At 62.0% G+C, this 14794-nt stretch carries 14 protein-coding genes and 1 pseudogene; 7 read left to right on the plus strand and 8 right to left on the minus strand.

Translation table 11 applies throughout. The features are described from left to right. Positions 1 to 429 precede the first annotated feature (429 nt). From J2X62_RS14415 to J2X62_RS14425, 3 genes are read left to right on the plus strand one after another with little or no spacing between them, the layout of a single operon-like run. A complete protein-coding gene (locus J2X62_RS14415; protein WP_156394674.1) occupies positions 430 to 1194 on the plus strand; it encodes a hypothetical protein in 765 nt (254 codons plus the stop codon). Between the two features lie 6 nt (positions 1195 to 1200). Beyond that, a complete protein-coding gene (locus J2X62_RS14420) occupies positions 1201 to 1650 on the plus strand; it encodes a DUF5956 family protein (RefSeq protein WP_155293775.1) in 450 nt (149 codons plus the stop codon). Between the two features lie 58 nt (positions 1651 to 1708). Further along, positions 1709 to 2428, plus strand: coding sequence for a hypothetical protein (locus J2X62_RS14425; RefSeq protein ID WP_052073780.1), 720 nt, complete (start codon positions 1709 to 1711; stop codon positions 2426 to 2428). 412 nt (positions 2429 to 2840) lie between these two features. Here the strand turns inward: J2X62_RS14425 and J2X62_RS25455 are convergent. The 3 genes and pseudogenes from J2X62_RS25455 to J2X62_RS14445 all read right to left on the minus strand — a co-directional run bounded on the left by J2X62_RS25455 (position 2841) and on the right by J2X62_RS14445 (position 5746). Beyond that, positions 2841 to 3943: pseudogene (locus tag J2X62_RS25455) on the minus strand (recombinase XerD). 364 nt (positions 3944 to 4307) lie between these two features. Beyond that, the gene (locus J2X62_RS14440; RefSeq protein WP_057474975.1) at positions 4308 to 4646 is read right to left on the minus strand and encodes a helix-turn-helix transcriptional regulator; all 339 of its coding nucleotides are present in this window, start codon (positions 4644 to 4646) and stop codon (positions 4308 to 4310) included. Next, entirely contained in the window at positions 4643 to 5746 is a 1104-nt protein-coding gene (locus tag J2X62_RS14445; protein WP_310181409.1) for a site-specific integrase, read from the minus strand. Before J2X62_RS14445 ends, J2X62_RS14440 begins: the two co-directional genes overlap by 4 nt. A gap of 660 nt (positions 5747 to 6406) precedes the next feature. Between J2X62_RS14445 and J2X62_RS14450 the strand changes: the two genes are divergently transcribed. After that, on the plus strand, positions 6407 to 8005 hold the full coding sequence (locus J2X62_RS14450) for a TPM domain-containing protein (protein WP_094717485.1): 1599 nt from the start codon (positions 6407 to 6409) through the stop codon (positions 8003 to 8005). A gap of 51 nt (positions 8006 to 8056) precedes the next feature. Here J2X62_RS14450 and J2X62_RS14455 read toward each other — a convergent pair whose 3' ends face one another. From J2X62_RS14455 to J2X62_RS14470, 4 genes are all read right to left on the minus strand, one after another. Then, positions 8057 to 9694: a cation:proton antiporter family protein gene (locus J2X62_RS14455; RefSeq protein WP_032370555.1), complete on the minus strand. Its 1638-nt coding sequence runs from the start codon at positions 9692 to 9694 to the stop codon at positions 8057 to 8059. A 203-nt stretch (positions 9695 to 9897) separates the two neighbouring features. Continuing rightward, positions 9898 to 10353, minus strand: coding sequence for a tellurite resistance TerB family protein (locus J2X62_RS14460; protein WP_027497122.1), 456 nt, complete (start codon positions 10351 to 10353; stop codon positions 9898 to 9900). Between the two features lie 142 nt (positions 10354 to 10495). Then, a complete protein-coding gene (locus tag J2X62_RS14465; protein ID WP_027497121.1) occupies positions 10496 to 10828 on the minus strand; it encodes a hypothetical protein in 333 nt (110 codons plus the stop codon). 6 nt (positions 10829 to 10834) lie between these two features. After that, positions 10835 to 10975 (minus strand): hypothetical protein, encoded by a 141-nt coding sequence (locus J2X62_RS14470; RefSeq protein WP_155288453.1) that lies wholly within the window; start codon positions 10973 to 10975, stop codon positions 10835 to 10837. Positions 10976 to 11005: 30 nt separating this feature from the next. Here J2X62_RS14470 and J2X62_RS14475 point away from each other — a divergent pair, with 30 nt between their 5' ends. The 3 genes from J2X62_RS14475 to pabB all read left to right on the plus strand — a co-directional run bounded on the left by J2X62_RS14475 (position 11006) and on the right by pabB (position 14102). Next, positions 11006 to 11344 (plus strand): RNA polymerase-binding protein RbpA, encoded by a 339-nt coding sequence (locus J2X62_RS14475; RefSeq protein ID WP_027497120.1) that lies wholly within the window; start codon positions 11006 to 11008, stop codon positions 11342 to 11344. A 276-nt stretch (positions 11345 to 11620) separates the two neighbouring features. After that, positions 11621 to 12016 (plus strand): chorismate mutase family protein, encoded by a 396-nt coding sequence (locus J2X62_RS14480; RefSeq protein ID WP_027497119.1) that lies wholly within the window; start codon positions 11621 to 11623, stop codon positions 12014 to 12016. A 10-nt stretch (positions 12017 to 12026) separates the two neighbouring features. Further along, the gene (pabB, locus tag J2X62_RS14485) at positions 12027 to 14102 is read left to right on the plus strand and encodes an aminodeoxychorismate synthase component I (protein ID WP_032372412.1); all 2076 of its coding nucleotides are present in this window, start codon (positions 12027 to 12029) and stop codon (positions 14100 to 14102) included. Positions 14103 to 14156: 54 nt separating this feature from the next. Here the strand turns inward: pabB and J2X62_RS14490 are convergent, their stop codons facing one another. Next, positions 14157 to 14753, minus strand: coding sequence for a hypothetical protein (locus tag J2X62_RS14490; protein WP_032365824.1), 597 nt, complete (start codon positions 14751 to 14753; stop codon positions 14157 to 14159). Positions 14754 to 14794: the final 41 nt, after the last annotated feature.

Below are 14794 nucleotides of genomic sequence, written 5' to 3' on the forward strand. Positions count from 1 at the left end.
ACCGTGTCCTAGGAGATCGCCCATCAGCAAATGCCGGAAATATCTGGTATGCACGGTCACACGCAATATTCTAGAACTCCGGCCACCCTCTGCATCCGGTCGGTTCGCGCTTGCACCGATAAATAGACCAATTGGTCGTTTAATCGGCGCTCTTGGGCTTCTAGCCCACGCCGCTTCAACTCCCTTCGATGCGAGTCCGACCGAACCCCGTTTGCTGAGGTTCTACCCGAAAGAGCTCGGTAAAGAATTTGCCAAGACTTTTCTGATCCTGCCTGTTCCGAACTGGCGGGATCGATGCAAGACTTCCAAGCAGTCATCCGCCTGAGTTTGACCCGAAAGCGGTAGCAGCGCATGATATTACGTCCATCTCGTATGCGATCAAGGTCGTCGCTTGTCCTGGTCGGAGCGTGCGTCGCCACCATGGCCATGGTGCCCGGTATTGTCGTTCAAGCTCAGCCCGCCGCCCCCGAAGTCCCGGTGGTGGACGAACCCGCACCGAATTCTGCACCCGGTGCCGGCGAGTCGTGCATCAACGAGGCGTTAGCCCGCAAGCTTCCCGAATGGAGCTGTGTCGGTGAATTCTTGACGACACCGCAGGGAACCGAAACGGTAGAGGTCATACCGGATGCCCGTGTTCCGGAGGACGTGCTCCCGGAAGAGCCAGCTGTTCAACGGCGCGACCTTCCGGACCCTGACGACTACGACACTTGGTGTGAGACGTCCGCCAGCGGCAGCTGCGCCCGATGGGTATCCAACGACGTCACCGAGTCCAAACACAGCATGGCGTACGGTGACGACGACGGCGTGATCGGAACCTGGGAAATCATCATTCGCACCAATATGAACGGGCGCTCCGCCCGATGGACCGTGACATACATCTGGGATACCGGCCCACCGATCACGATTCAGCGATCCGACATCCATTGCTTCGAAGTCGTGCCGGGACCGTTCCAAGATTCACGCTGCGGCATCCACTATGCCGGAGCTCCCGCAACAATCGGTGGTGGCCCGAAGCGGTTCCAGTATGGACCGATTCAAGGTGGTCGGTTGGCCGATGCGGGAACCTACTACGGGTCGCTGTTCGGGCAGAACACGCCATCGGGCTACCCGTATGTGCTCTCGTTCCCCACGATGGAAACGGGCCGCTTCGTTTGCCCGACTCAGAACGGCAACTGCTACGTACCGGAGGACTGAACCACATTGCGTTGGAACGACTATCCGGAAAGGCAGCCTTCGAGCGCCGACAACCAGCAGGGCCTGGACTCGTATGTTCAGGTGGACGAGAACAGCTATGGCATGTTGACCGTCTGGGCCGCTGGACCCTCCCGGTCATTTCGAGTGCAGGCAAAACCCGACGACTATCGCCCCAGCAAGGTCACGACTCGGGACGACAGTGGAAACATCACCGTACGTTCTGAATCTCGAACGCAACGGGACCAGGAGATGATCGACGAAACGATCAACGAGTTTTTAGCGGAAGCTCAGGTTCCACCCGTCCTATCCGGTTTCCACTGGTTCGTGAAAGTGCCACCGCACGTCTCACGACAGCAATTGACCGATCACATCAGCGCAGCCAACGAATACCTAGATGCCCCCTCCGTGAAGAGAAGGATCGCGGAACTGTACGAAGATTTGCAGCCTTCTCCATAGCCTCGAAAGCTACAGATAAGTCGACCAACGCCAGCTCAAGCGAACAAAGGACCACTTCATGACGATGAATCGCAGCACCCTTCGAGTGGCCGTATTGTCTGCAACCCTCGCCGCCGGAATCGCGGTCGCGCTCCCCTCCGGGGCAAGCGCGGAGGTCCGTACAGGATGGATCGGGCCCACGCCTCCGGTGGGCGGAATCGTCTACCTCCACACGTCGACTATCGACAACGGAGGCGTGCCGAAGGCGTCGACGAGGATCTACACCTCGTTCGGGCAGACTGTTGTGCAAGGCACGATCGGGTCCAAAGCTCGACTCTTCCGCGAAGGTGCTCTCTGCTCGGCAACGGACTATCAATTCAACGCCTTCCTGAGTTCCTCACAGAACGCAACCGTGCAACGCGATTGTGGCCCAGGGTTTTACAACAGCCATGGCTTCGTCGCTACGTTCCCGCCCGGCGGTTCTTTGACTGAGTACGTGACTTTCCCGTCGGACCCGCTGCAGTACGCCCCTGCCTCCGCACGATCCGCAGCGCCAGCCGCTCAAACCGAGAGCGGGGTGAATACATCCGGGCAAACGTACGGAAGCGCTCTCAATGCAGAGAGCGATGCCGATCTCCCGGAATTAGTCAGTGCCGTCGGAACGAACGGGGTCGACGGATACATACGATCCTCCGATCTGACCGACCCGACACCCGACGATGCTGGTTCGCGTTCGGTACCCGTCTATGACATCAGCGGAGAGACTGTCGTCGACCAATTCGCCATCGAGGGCAGCTAGAGAAGATCCGCACGCTTCTGTGCCCGGCGAAGCATCGACAGCAACGACGTGCGCATTCCAGTGAAGTGGGGTGCGCACGTCTCGTTTTTTGCACGTCAGTCCAACCGGCGTGAACAGGGTCGAGGATGGCCCGCGAGATGCAGCCCGGTGCCGAAAGTTTTGATCCGACAACTGGGCCGAGTTTCAGCAAGGCAACTGACCTCTGGTTGGTGGGGAGCATGCCCACGCGGCAGACTCCATGCGCGCATAGGCTATTGATTCTGCTGATTCTGTATTCCCCTGGTGAGCTCACATTCTTCACCAGTCCCCGGGCGGTTCACTCCGCCGGTCGCTGCCAGGCAAGACGACCCGGGATGCTCTCCTACCTATGCCAAAAGAATGCACGCTTGATCGGGATCACCCAGGCCGCATACTACTTCCGCTGGGCGGAGTACTGCGCCCACGGTTGCGCTGCTAACTCGGCATGGCGGTGGGCGACTGAGTAGCTGTATCCGAGCATTTCGGCCGCGAGCGGCGGTGGTACCTGGGTGACGAGGGTCCGCAGCGATGCTGTGCGCGCGCCGAGCAGGTTGATTCCGAGTGATCGGATGCGGTCCATCATCGTGTTGGGGTGCAGGTGGCGTCCGGTGCGGATGCTGGGGAACAGCCAGCCGGTGTCGGTGCCGGTGAGTTGAGTTGTGCGCAAGTTAATGTGGCTGCGGAGAAGCTCTGCGAAGGGTTCAGGCACAGGGGCTGGTTCGGCACCGAGGGTAATCCATAGTCCATCGGCGTCGGTACCGACTTGATCGGTGCGTAGAGCGGCGATCTTCACTATCGGTTGGGCGTAGAGCAAGAGAAAATGCCGGCCACTCGATACAGGAGCGATTCGCTACTGCCGGTGAGTAGTTCGCGGATCCAGTGCAGTCGCTCGTCTTGGGTGAAGGTGGTTGTCGGGGCGGGGGAGCGGTGGGCGATCGTCACGTTCCGGTTGATGCGGGTTGTCTTTGCCCAGACGAAGAACGTCCGAATCTGGTGTCGGGTGGTGGGTCCGGTGGCAAGCCATTCGTCGACATCGAGCTGGTTGCATGTCGCGGCGGTGCGGCTGTGGGTGTCGTGGAGCCAGGTCAGGAACTTGATGGTTTCGGTGATGTCCTGTTTGGAGGCGTGGACGGGTCCGCGGGTGGGTTTGCCTGCGGCTGCGATTGCGCGAACTCGTTTGAGGTGGTGCCAGGTCGCGAACTGTTCGGCGTAACGCCGAATCGAGTGGTGATCGATGGAGGTCATCTTGGTGTCGATCCAGTCCTCGAAGAGGGCGAGGTAGCGGTCACGCGGCGGGATGAGTTGGTGGTGCTCGAGGATGCCCCGCAGGTGCATTGTGCGGCGATCGTCGCCGACGCTGTCGAGGCCCTCGTGGGTCATCGGAATCTGGCCGGTTGCCAGCTGACGCAACAGCTCGTGCACCTTTGCGGATCGTTTCCAGGTATGGATGCTTTCGGGGCGGTCCACGGCGCAGAAGATGCCCACCAGTGTGTTCATGGCAGCAGGATCGGCGGGGTTGTCGAGAAGTAGCGAGGTGAGGTCGTCGCGGAGTGCGCAGCGTGCGCAGATGCCGCGCCGGTAGTGCTCGGCCTCGGTGCCGCAACTGCTGCAATGGAAGTCGGTAGCAATGCCGGCGCAGTCGACACAAACAGCTGAGTCTCCGACTCGCCCGGGGATCATGCGCTCGAATCCACACGCTGCGCAGTATCCGTAGGTGCGTACGGCGGCGTGGAAGCACGTTCCGCAGATCTTGCCGTCGGGCCAGCGCACGCGTGGTTTGCCGGCCTCACGTCCGCATCGATCGCAGGTGAATCCGCCACCGGTTCTCGGTCGCCCCCGAACGGTGTTGCGGGGTCGGATCTCAATGGTCATCGCGGATCACTCGTGCGCGTCGCGGTCGGACTGTCTTGTTGAGCTCGACGACGTTCGGTGCCGATGACGTCGCAAGTCGTTTCTTGCGTTCGTCGGCTGCGGTGACGGTGACCAGGTCCTGCATTCCGCAGCCGAAGATGTCGCAGAGAGCCGCCATCATCTGCAGCGAGACACGTTCGGGTCGTTGCGTGACGAGGCGGTAGACCTGAGGGCGGGAGAGGGCGATTCCTCGTTCGAGCAGGCGGGGGATGAGGTCGGTGCTGTTGTGCATGCCGTGTGCGGCCATCAGCTCGGGTAGGCGCCAGGTGTAGTCGACGGTGCGTTTCACGAGATTTCTCCTTCCATTCCGAGAGCGTCGCTCACGGTCGCATCCAACGCTCGCCGCAATGTGCGAGTGCGGAAGTCGCTCGACACGCACGTGTAGAGGGAGGTGGTGCTGGCGTGCTCGTGACCCATCTGCTGTTGTACGAACAACGGACCCCAGCCGTCTTCGATCAGGTGGGTGGCGTACGCGCGACGCAGGGAGTGCAGGTCCAGCCCGGGGGAGAGCTGCAGCTCGGTGCAGTAGCGCCGGAACCGGCGTATCAGGGTCGATTCGGCAACGAGCGCGCCACGTTCGGACGGGAACAGATCGAGTCCCGCATCGAGATAGGGCTGGCCGTGGGTGAGCCAATCCTCGACAATCTCAGGGGTCCAGTCGAAAACCGTCAGGACGCTACGCCGTTTCGGGGGTGACCCGCGTTTGGCTTTGCCATAGCGCACGGTGAGAACTCCGAAGCGGCCGAACTCGCGTGCGTGGGGATTGCGGGCGAAGTCGACGCTCTGCAGGTGACGTACTTCGTTGAAGCGCAGCCCGTAGGAGTAGGCGAGTTTGAGCATCACCGCGTCACGGTAGGCCGGCAGCCACCCCTTGCGGCCTGTTGCCGCGATGGTCTCGACCTGGGCGTCGGAGTGGTCGAACAACAGTTGCAGCTCGGTCTTGGTGAAGGCACGCTTGGCCGGTGTCTGCTCGTTGTCCTGGACGTGTGCTGCGGTGTTCCACTCGAAGAACACCTGAGCGGGGTGCGTACCGAAGCGGCTCTCACACAGTCGATCCCACCCGTAGTCGGGGTTGCTGATGTAGGAGCAGAACAGCTTCAGCGAGGTCTGATAGCTGCGGATCGTCGAGTGTGCGATTCGCCGGATCGAGCGGAGGTCTCCAAAGTATTCCTCGACCATGGCCGGGGTCCATGCCCACGGGAACTCGTTGGTGTAGTCGATGAACCGCACGACCACCTGTTGCCGTTGCTCGATGGTCCCGAGCTGCAGATTTCGGCAGAGCTGCTGGTTCCGCCATCCCGTGAGCATATCTTCGACCGTTTGCTCCTCGGGATGCAGTGGTGTCACCGATTCGACCAGGATGACGCGCCCGCTCGTGTCGACCCCCATGACACCCCTTCGTCGTCTCGTTCAACGCATCAATGATTCACCAGATGAATCATTGATGTCAATAGCACTGCCGCAGAATGACGTTGAACATCGACAACTCTAGGGTGCTGACGCCACGGTAAGGCACTCTGAACGAACAGCCGCTCAGGCAGCGCGTAACATACTCATACTGAACAGGTTTCGCAATACCTTGCCGACAGCTTCAAGGGCGGCGGCGGAGGTCTGTTGATTCATCGGATGCAACATGCAGTAATTTACCTGACATAATGTTGATTATCGGCCAACTGTCGACCTGCAGTTCGCTGGGATCGACCGTAGTTCGCTGCAGCCCAACAACTTTGCTCGACGCAGTCGATTCGGCTGAAGCTCTTCGTTGTCCGAAGTCTGCGTCGACGCGACGCGTCCCGGTGGTATCGAAATGCCTGCGGGAAATGTGACGGGCTTCCGGTCGACAGCTATCGCAGCCGGCCCGCTGACTACCCGCTGTCATGGGATCGGCGCACTGCGGATCGGACGGCACCCTCTCCCTCTCCGCTCTTTCCTCACAGTTGTTTCGTCACTGTGACGAAACAACTGTGAGGAAACCCGTTCTGGATATCCACTGCCGCGTCGGCCGATTGTGCTGGCTACCGTAGACGAACTCTGGTTAGAGTTCGTTCGATGGACGCCTTCCTCGAGACATCCCGTCGCCGGAACTTCCACCGCCGAGTTGCTGCAGCCGTACTGATGGCCCTCATTGCATCGTTCGGCCTCGTTGGCTGCTCCGACGATCCGTCCGGCGGAGACGCCGGCTTCGAGGGTTTGACCTCGGGTCAGCGTGTCTACGACCGAACGGGTTTTTCCCTGAATCCGGCGCAGACCGCGGACATCCAACGTCAGTTGGAGAACTTGAAGTCCGACACCGGTGCGGACGTGATCGCGTACGTGCGTGAGCTCGACGCGGACCCCGACAACACGTTGGATCAAGTAGAAGACCTGCAGCAGAGATGGGTGTCCCTGACGGGCGTCGACCAGGACACTGCAGGCGCAATATTGATCAACCGGGAGCCTGGAAAGATCGACGAGGCTCGCGCGGGCATCTTCGTCGGCTCCACGTACGACGACGGTAACGTTCCGCGGGACGAACAAGAGGCCATCATCGAGGACGCACTGATTCCGCCGCTGCGAGATGGTGACGTCGCAGGAAGCCTGACCGCGGGCATAGATCGCCTGGCGTCCGACATTCGCACCGGTCCGCCGGTGACTGCCTTGGACAGATTCGCCGACGGTCCAGGCTCGACCTGGCTGCCGTGGGCCGGTTCGGTGATCGCGCTTCTCGGGCTGCTTCTGGTGGGAACGGTGTTTCGGGGCCGAGCGAAACCGACTGTCTCCCAAGAATATCCGACGACGGTTCGACCGGACCAGGCCACCGATGCAGCGTACGCGGCCGCCCTGGTGCACCGCAGCGCGCAGCCCAGCGGCGTACCGGGGACCGTACTGGCGCTTGCCACCGCCGATGCGCTCACCTTCGAGCAGGACAAGAAGCCGGGAAAGGTCGACAAAGGGACAGTCAAGATCAGGCTTGTCGACCGAACCCGTGCCCGCGGCGAGGTTCAACAGGCGGTCTGGTCGATGCTCGCCGAACGAGCCGAGGACGATGTCGTACCCGGCGACGAGTTGAAGAAGATCGCTCGAGGCCCCGGTGCAACCAAAGAACTCGTGGAGAACACACTGCGGGCGAGCGGATTCGTTGCCGACGGCTCAGGTCGACGCCGGACAGCGTTGGCCGGTCTGGGCGTACTCGGCGGGGCTCTCGCGATCGGAGGAATTGCCGTCGCGACGTCGGGTGCACCGACGATGTGGCTCGCGGTGGTGTTGTCAGGGCTTCTCTTCGTTGCAGGACTGTGGACGGCGATCGCCTACTCACGCTTCTCGGTCGCGGGCCTGGACGCCTCTCGCCCCTGGGAGGCGTACCGCGACGGACTGAAGCAGGCCGCCAAGGACAACGACGAGTCGGTCGATCTGAACGTAGCTCTGCCGGACATCGTTGCGTTCGGCTTGGCCCCGTTCTTTCGGAAACGACTCGAGGCCGCAACCGACCCCGGGAGTGACACGCCGCTACGAGCCTTCACATCACCCGCGGATGCCGACTATGCGGCGGGTGTTCCGGTGGTCCTCCCCTGGTCGGCGTTCTCCGGTGTGTTCGTCTCCAGCAGTAGCGGATCCGTTGCGTCCGGTGGAGGTGCAGGTGGAGGAGGCGGAGCGGCAGGCAGTACCTGACGACTCCCCCATTCGTTTCCGGCGAGCGCCTCCATCACTCGCACCGCCGACCTATCCGGTGTTGTCCGGTGTACGCGGCTCGTCGGTCTCGGAGTCGGTGCGATCATCGATGTATTCCGGGGTCGAATGCCCCACTTGGTCGGCCAGTTCCAATCCCGCGCCGGCGTAGACGTTGAAGGCGATATCGACGCCCTGGTCTTTTGCCCACTGCACCTCGTCGTCGTACCGTGCGACCGCCGCCACTGTTCCGCCGAAGCCGGACTCTCGCAGACACGCCAGTGCAGTGACGTTCGCACCGTGCCGCGGCATGGCGAGCACCGCGATCCGGACGGAATCCGATCTGCGTAGTCGGTGCCAGAAGTCGAGGTCGGTGGCATCACCCTCGATGACACGCAGTCCCTGCTCGGCCAGTCGACGGATGCGCGGGCCGTCGTAGTCGACTCCGACGACGTCCAATCGGTAGTGCTCGTTCAGTCGCTGGTAGGCCGCGAACCCCACACGCCCCATGCCGATGACGACGACTTCGGCGTCGCCGGCATCACCGGGGCGTTCCTCGGGGTGGAGGCTCTGCTCGTCCTGGACGGGCAGCCGGCTCGCCATCTTCTCGACCATCAGGTGGCCGCGGCCATTGACCAGCGCGGACACCACAAAACTCAGAGCCACCGCGATCGACATCTCGACCAGCCACGTGGGTTCCAGCAGCCCGGTCGTCACTCCGACGGAGACGACGATCAGACCGAACTCCGAGTAGTTCATCAGACTCAGTCCTGCGAGCAGGGCCGTTCGATACCGAAGTTTCATCGCGGCGAACAGCGCTACGTAGAGCACGGATTTGAGCGGCAGAACGAGCATCATCAGCAGAGCGACAACGAGACTGGGCACATCGGGTAGTCCGGACAGGCCTATCGAGACGAAGAAGCCCACCAACAGAAGTTCCTTGAGGTGGAACAGAGACCGTGCGAGTTCGGACGACGCGGAATGCGAAGCCAACAGGACACCGATGATCAAGGCACCGAGGTCACCTTTGAGGCCCAGCGTGGAGAACAATGCGTACCCCGGAACCAGAGCCATCACGATGCCGAACAGCGACTGCATCTCGCCGTGCCCCAGCCCGCTCCAGATTCTCCGAAGAATTCGCGTGAGCGGCCACAGCAGGACGAGGGTGAAGGCCCATGGGCTGGGCAGAGTGCCGCTGGTGACCGTCAGGAAGACGACGGCAACGATGTCCTGCATGACAAGGACGCCGATGGCGACGCGGCCGTAGAGCGCATGCGACTCCCCCCGCTCCTCGAGTACCTTGACGACGAACACGGTGCTCGAGAACGACATGGCGAAGGCCAGGAGTGCGATGGTCGTCAGGCTTTGCCCGGACAGCATGGCCAGGCCGGCCACGGCGGCCAACCACAACACCGTGGTTCCGAGCACGACGCTGATCGCGAGATGGACCGACGTGGTGAGCCAGACCTCGCGGCGCAACAGAATGCGGAGATCGAGCTTGAGGCCGATGGCGAACAACAGCAGCGTCACCCCCAAGTCGGCGAGCAGGTCCAGCTGCGGCACCTCACCGACATCGAGAGCATTGATGACGAACCCAGCCGCCAGAAAGCCGACCAATGGAGGAAGTCGCACCGCCATCGCGAGTCCGCCGAGGCCGAATGCGATGACGAGATAAATCGCGGCAACAGTCATGCTCGGTCTCCTCGGTCACGGATCGATCGGTCCGCTGACGCGTCGACGACGTCTGTGCACCCAGCCGGAACGAGCAAAGTAACCCGCGGAGTAGGAAATTGCAGGACAGATGGAATCCAGGGACGGCGACGGCGACCGACGACGTCGAAGCGTCGTCGGTCGCCGCAGACCTCATCCGGTCTCGATGCCCACGTCGGAGCGGGTCAGAGCTCGAACTCGGCCGGGTCGATTCCCACTGCGAAGCATGCGTTGCGAACGGCGGCCTTTTCGTGGTCGTCGAAATGCCCGTCGGCACCGCCGATGATGATGCCGATTTGGATGACGGCACGGGCCTGGTCCGGCTTGGACTTTAACTTGCCGATCGTCGCGGTGGCCTCGACCTTTCCGAAGTCGAAGTCACCCTGCAGCTTGTCGCAGTACCAGTCGAACTTCTGGCGGAGCTCATCGGACTCGAAGACGCGGAGAGCTTCGTTTCCGGCGATCAGCGCTGCCGTCTTCTGCCGCTCGGCCGGATCGATCGTGCCGTCCGCGGCGGCGATGAGAGCGCACATCGCCATGCTGCCGTTGGCGAACTCCTTGTTCTTGAACTGGCTGGTCTTGGTCTGCAGCTGCCCGTTCAATTCCTGTGCTTTGGACTTGAGTTGATCCCAGAACGCCATGGAGCTCCTCTGTGTGTCTTTGCGTCCGCGCAAGACGCGCGTGCGTCGCCCATTGTCCACGGACTCGGTGAACAACGACGGGAGCGATGTCGTCCACCGTCGCGCCGCACGAAGGACGACCAGCGAGGAGCCCCGAAAATACTCAGCGCAGCCGCTCGGCATCGTGTGCTTTCGCCACGAGCTCGATGCACAGGCGCTGCAGTTCGTCGGCGGCGGCGCCTTCTGCCACTGCGGTGCTGACATCCTCGGCCGCGCAGCGCAGTTCGAATGCGCGATCTGCAACGGCCGATGCTTCCTCGGCGGTCAGCACGACGGCGTCGACGGGAATGGACGTCCCCTTGACGGCACTGCGCTGCTCGTACGCACGTTGTCTGCACGATTGTCGGCAGTACCGTCGTTTGCGGCCGGTGCCGACATCGTCGATGGGACGTCCGCACCACTCGCACGTCTGGTTGCGACGGGTTTTCACGGACATGGTCGCTCAGCCTACTTTGCCGGCGAGGTAAGATGCCTTGATCTGCGCGGGCGAGCCGGGAACGAACGGACGCTCGACGACGTTGTAGATCAGTGGGTGGACGACGAAGCTCGGCCGCGCCGAAACCGGCCGGTGGAATCGGCGCACATACCTACTATCGATGGAGAGGACTTCACTATGGCAGATCGTGTACTTCGAGGTAGTCGACTGGGAGCCGTCAGCTACGAGACCGATCGTGATCACGATTTGGCACCCCGCCGCGTGGCTCGCTATCGCTGCGACAACGGTGAGGAATTCGACGTCCCGTTCGCCGACGACGCCGAGATTCCCGGTACGTGGGCGTGCCGTAACGGACTCGAGGGTTCTCTGATCGAGGGCACCGCGCCCGAGGCAAAGAAGGTCAAGCCTCCTCGTACCCACTGGGACATGCTCCTCGAGCGCCGTTCGGTGGATGAACTGGAAGAGTTGCTGAAGGAGCGCCTCGATCTACTGAAGGTCAAGCGACGCGGAGCCTGATCCCCTGAGCGATGCACCGCCCGATTGGAAACAATCCGGCGGTGCATTTTTTCGATGGGTTGGAAACTCGGAGATTTTTTTCGGGTGACTTGTGTGATTATTGTCGTTCAGCGTCCGTTTTCTTCGCGTTTGAGTGGCGCGAAAACGGCTCGGGATGACACCATCGAACATCGCATGTAGTCGGTTACCGAGTCTGTGATGATCGCGGTAACAAATGTCGGCTGCGACCGATAATCATCAGCACCGTAGTCGTCGAAAACAGGGGGGCATCAACTCGTGAGCCAGGGTTCCGATCAGTGTCTGCACGACGATCCGCGGACGGCGGCGTCCGACTCGGAATCGGACGGACGCGTTGCGGTCGGCGAACAGAAGTTGGCGGAATTGCGCCGCGAATTGGACGGTATCGACGAGGTCTTGCGCGCAGCCGTACGCGACCGAATCGATGTGTGTGTACGGGTGGCCCACGTCAAACGCGAATTCGGTATTCCCATGATGCAGCCGGGCCGGGTGGGCGTGGTGACCGAACGGGCTCGTGAGTTCGCGTCCGCGAACGGATTGTCGCCCGACTTTCTCGAAGAGTTGTACAAGTCGATGATTGCCGAGGCGTGTCGCGTCGAGGATCTCATCATCGATTCTCCGGGGCCAGAATCTGGCTTCGAGGGCGAACGATAGAGGTACGTCGATGACGATCAGAACCCTCCTTGTGGACAATTACGACTCGTTCACCTACAACCTGTACAGCCTCCTCGCCGAGGTCAACGGCCGACCACCGACCGTGGTCAAGAACGACGTCGCGTGGTCTTCCCTCGACTTCGCCGCGTTCGACAACGTCGTGATCTCGCCCGGTCCCGGCCGCCCGGACGTCGAGCAGGACTTCGGTATCAGTGGTCGAGTGATAAGCGAATCCGGTCTCCCGATTCTGGGTGTCTGCCTCGGCCATCAGGGGATGTGCCACCTCTTCGGGGGCGAGGTCGATCTGGCCCCCGCACCGATGCACGGCCGCATCACCGACATCACGCACACCGGGGTGGATCTGTTCGAGGGGATTCCCTCGCCGTATTCCGTGGTGCGCTACCACTCTCTGGTCGTCACCCGGACTCCCGCCGACTTCGAGGAAGTCGCCTGGACCCCGGACGGTCTGGTGATGGCGGTTCGTCATCACAGCAAGCCGTTGTGGGGAGTGCAGTTCCACCCCGAGTCGATCAGCACCGAATACGGGCGTGAGCTGCTGGCGAATTTCCGCGATCTGACGCTAGCGCGGTCGAGCGCAGCGAACGCAGCGGGGACCCACGATTCGATGTTCACCATCGAAACCCGCACTATCGACAGCGATTTCGACTCCGAGCGCGTGTTCCAGACGCTGTTCGCGCACGACACCAAGAGTTTCTGGCTGGACGGAAGCGCCGCACTCGAGCCCGAGTGCCGATTCACCGTCATGGGCGATTGCTCCGGGCCGCACGCCGAATACGTGACGTACTCGGTAGCCGAGACGATGGTGACCGTCGAGGGCTCCGACGGCACGAAAGAACACATCCACTCGACGTTCTTCGACTACATCGACGCCCAACTACGTCGCCGAGCTACTCCCCCGCGGCACGATCTTCCCTTTGCATTCGGACTGGGCTACGTCGGCTACCTCGGGTACGAACTCAAGGCCGATACGGGCGGGCAGCTGGTGCACACCTCGGCGACCCCCGACGCCTCGATGGTGTTCTCCGATCGGGCGTTGGTGTTCGACCACGAGGCCGGCACCCTGTACTTGATGGGGTTGGCCGATACCCCCGGGGATCCGGTCCTCGCGCAGTGGTTCGACTCGGTCACCGCAACGCTGAGTGGACTGTCCGAGAAGGCGCAGACCGTGAGCGCGCCCAGTGGGATACCTGCGTCCGGTGCTCCGTTGCTCGGCGCAGAGCTATCCCTGGAGCCACGGCTCAGGCACGATCGCACGCATTACCTCGACCTCATCTCTCAGTGCCTCGCCGAAATCCGTTCCGGTGAAACCTACGAGGTCTGCCTGACGAACACTGCCACCGTGGCCGGTTCCATCGACCCCGCGGCGACGTACTCCTACATGCGGGAAATCAATCCCACCCCGTACAGTGCCTTCTTGAATTTTCCCGACGTCTCGGTCCTGAGCGCCTCCCCCGAGCGATTCCTGCGTATCGACGCCGACCGCATCGTGGAGTCCAAGCCCATCAAGGGAACTCGGCCGCGCGGGGCCACCCCCGAAGAGGACAACGCACTCAAGGCCGACCTCGTCGCGAACGAGAAGGACAAGGCCGAGAATCTGATGATCGTCGATTTGGTGCGTAACGACCTGGCTCAGGTGTGCGTTCCTGGTTCGGTACACGTGCCGAAGCTGTTCGACGTCGAAACCTATGCTCCCGTGCACCAATTGGTCTCCACGGTTCGTGGCCGGCTGCGTGACGACGCGTCGGCTGCCGACTGCATCAGAGCGGCGTTCCCCGGCGGCTCGATGACCGGCGCTCCGAAGATTCGCACGATGGCAATCATCGACAAGCTCGAAGATGGGCCGCGCGGAGTGTATTCCGGTGCCATCGGCTACTTCTCGATCACGGGTACGGCAGATTTCTCGATCGTCATTCGCACGATCGTGGCGACCGAGCACGAGGTCACGTACGGCGTTGGAGGCGCGATCGTCGCGCTCTCGGACCCCGACGAGGAGTTCGAGGAGACGATGGTCAAAGCGGTGTCGATGCGTCGAGCCCTCACTGGCCGGACAGCGAACAGCGGGTAGAGCGCACGCGCTCTACCCGCTGTTCCACATCCCTCGGCCAGTGGCCGTCGTGCTCTACGCAGTGGTGAAGTACTCGAACACCGCAGGCTGAGCTTCGGGGTTGGCGTTGTTGATTCCGATGACCGTGCCGGCGACCGTACCGATCACGGTTCCGATGATGCAGCCCGAGATGAAGTTCGGGAAGATCGAGACGCAGCCGATGGCGAAGCCGAGGCCTGCACCGATGGCCGTGCCGACGCCGCCGCCGTTGTTCCAACCGATGGCGAGCTGGTTGACCATGTTGTCGAAGGCCTGCTGCTTGGTCTTCGCGCCTGCGACCTCAGCGACAGGAACGGTCTGCGGGGTGAGAGTGAGTTCCCGACCTTCGGCACCGATCAGGGGCGCAATGGAGTAGACGGTTCCATTGATGGAGTACTCCAGCGGGATCGACGCCACCGTGGAGCCGGCCTGGTCGACGATCGACACCGTCTCGCTCGTCGCATCGACGCGGAAGAGACCGGCGTCGAGGATGGTCTTGACGGTTCCATCCGGGTTGACCGACGTCTGGTAGTTCATCGACTCCGACGTCGGATCCGCTACGGCCTGGCCTGCGCCGGTGGCTACGGCTGCGGTCAACGCCACCGCGACCGTTGCTGTTCTGATCAGTTTCACTGTGTCCCCTGGTAGTAGTGATTCGCATTCGACCACTCGAG

This window comes from Rhodococcus sp. 3258 (assembly GCF_031456475.1).
Lineage (GTDB): Bacteria > Actinomycetota > Actinomycetes > Mycobacteriales > Mycobacteriaceae > Rhodococcoides > Rhodococcoides fascians.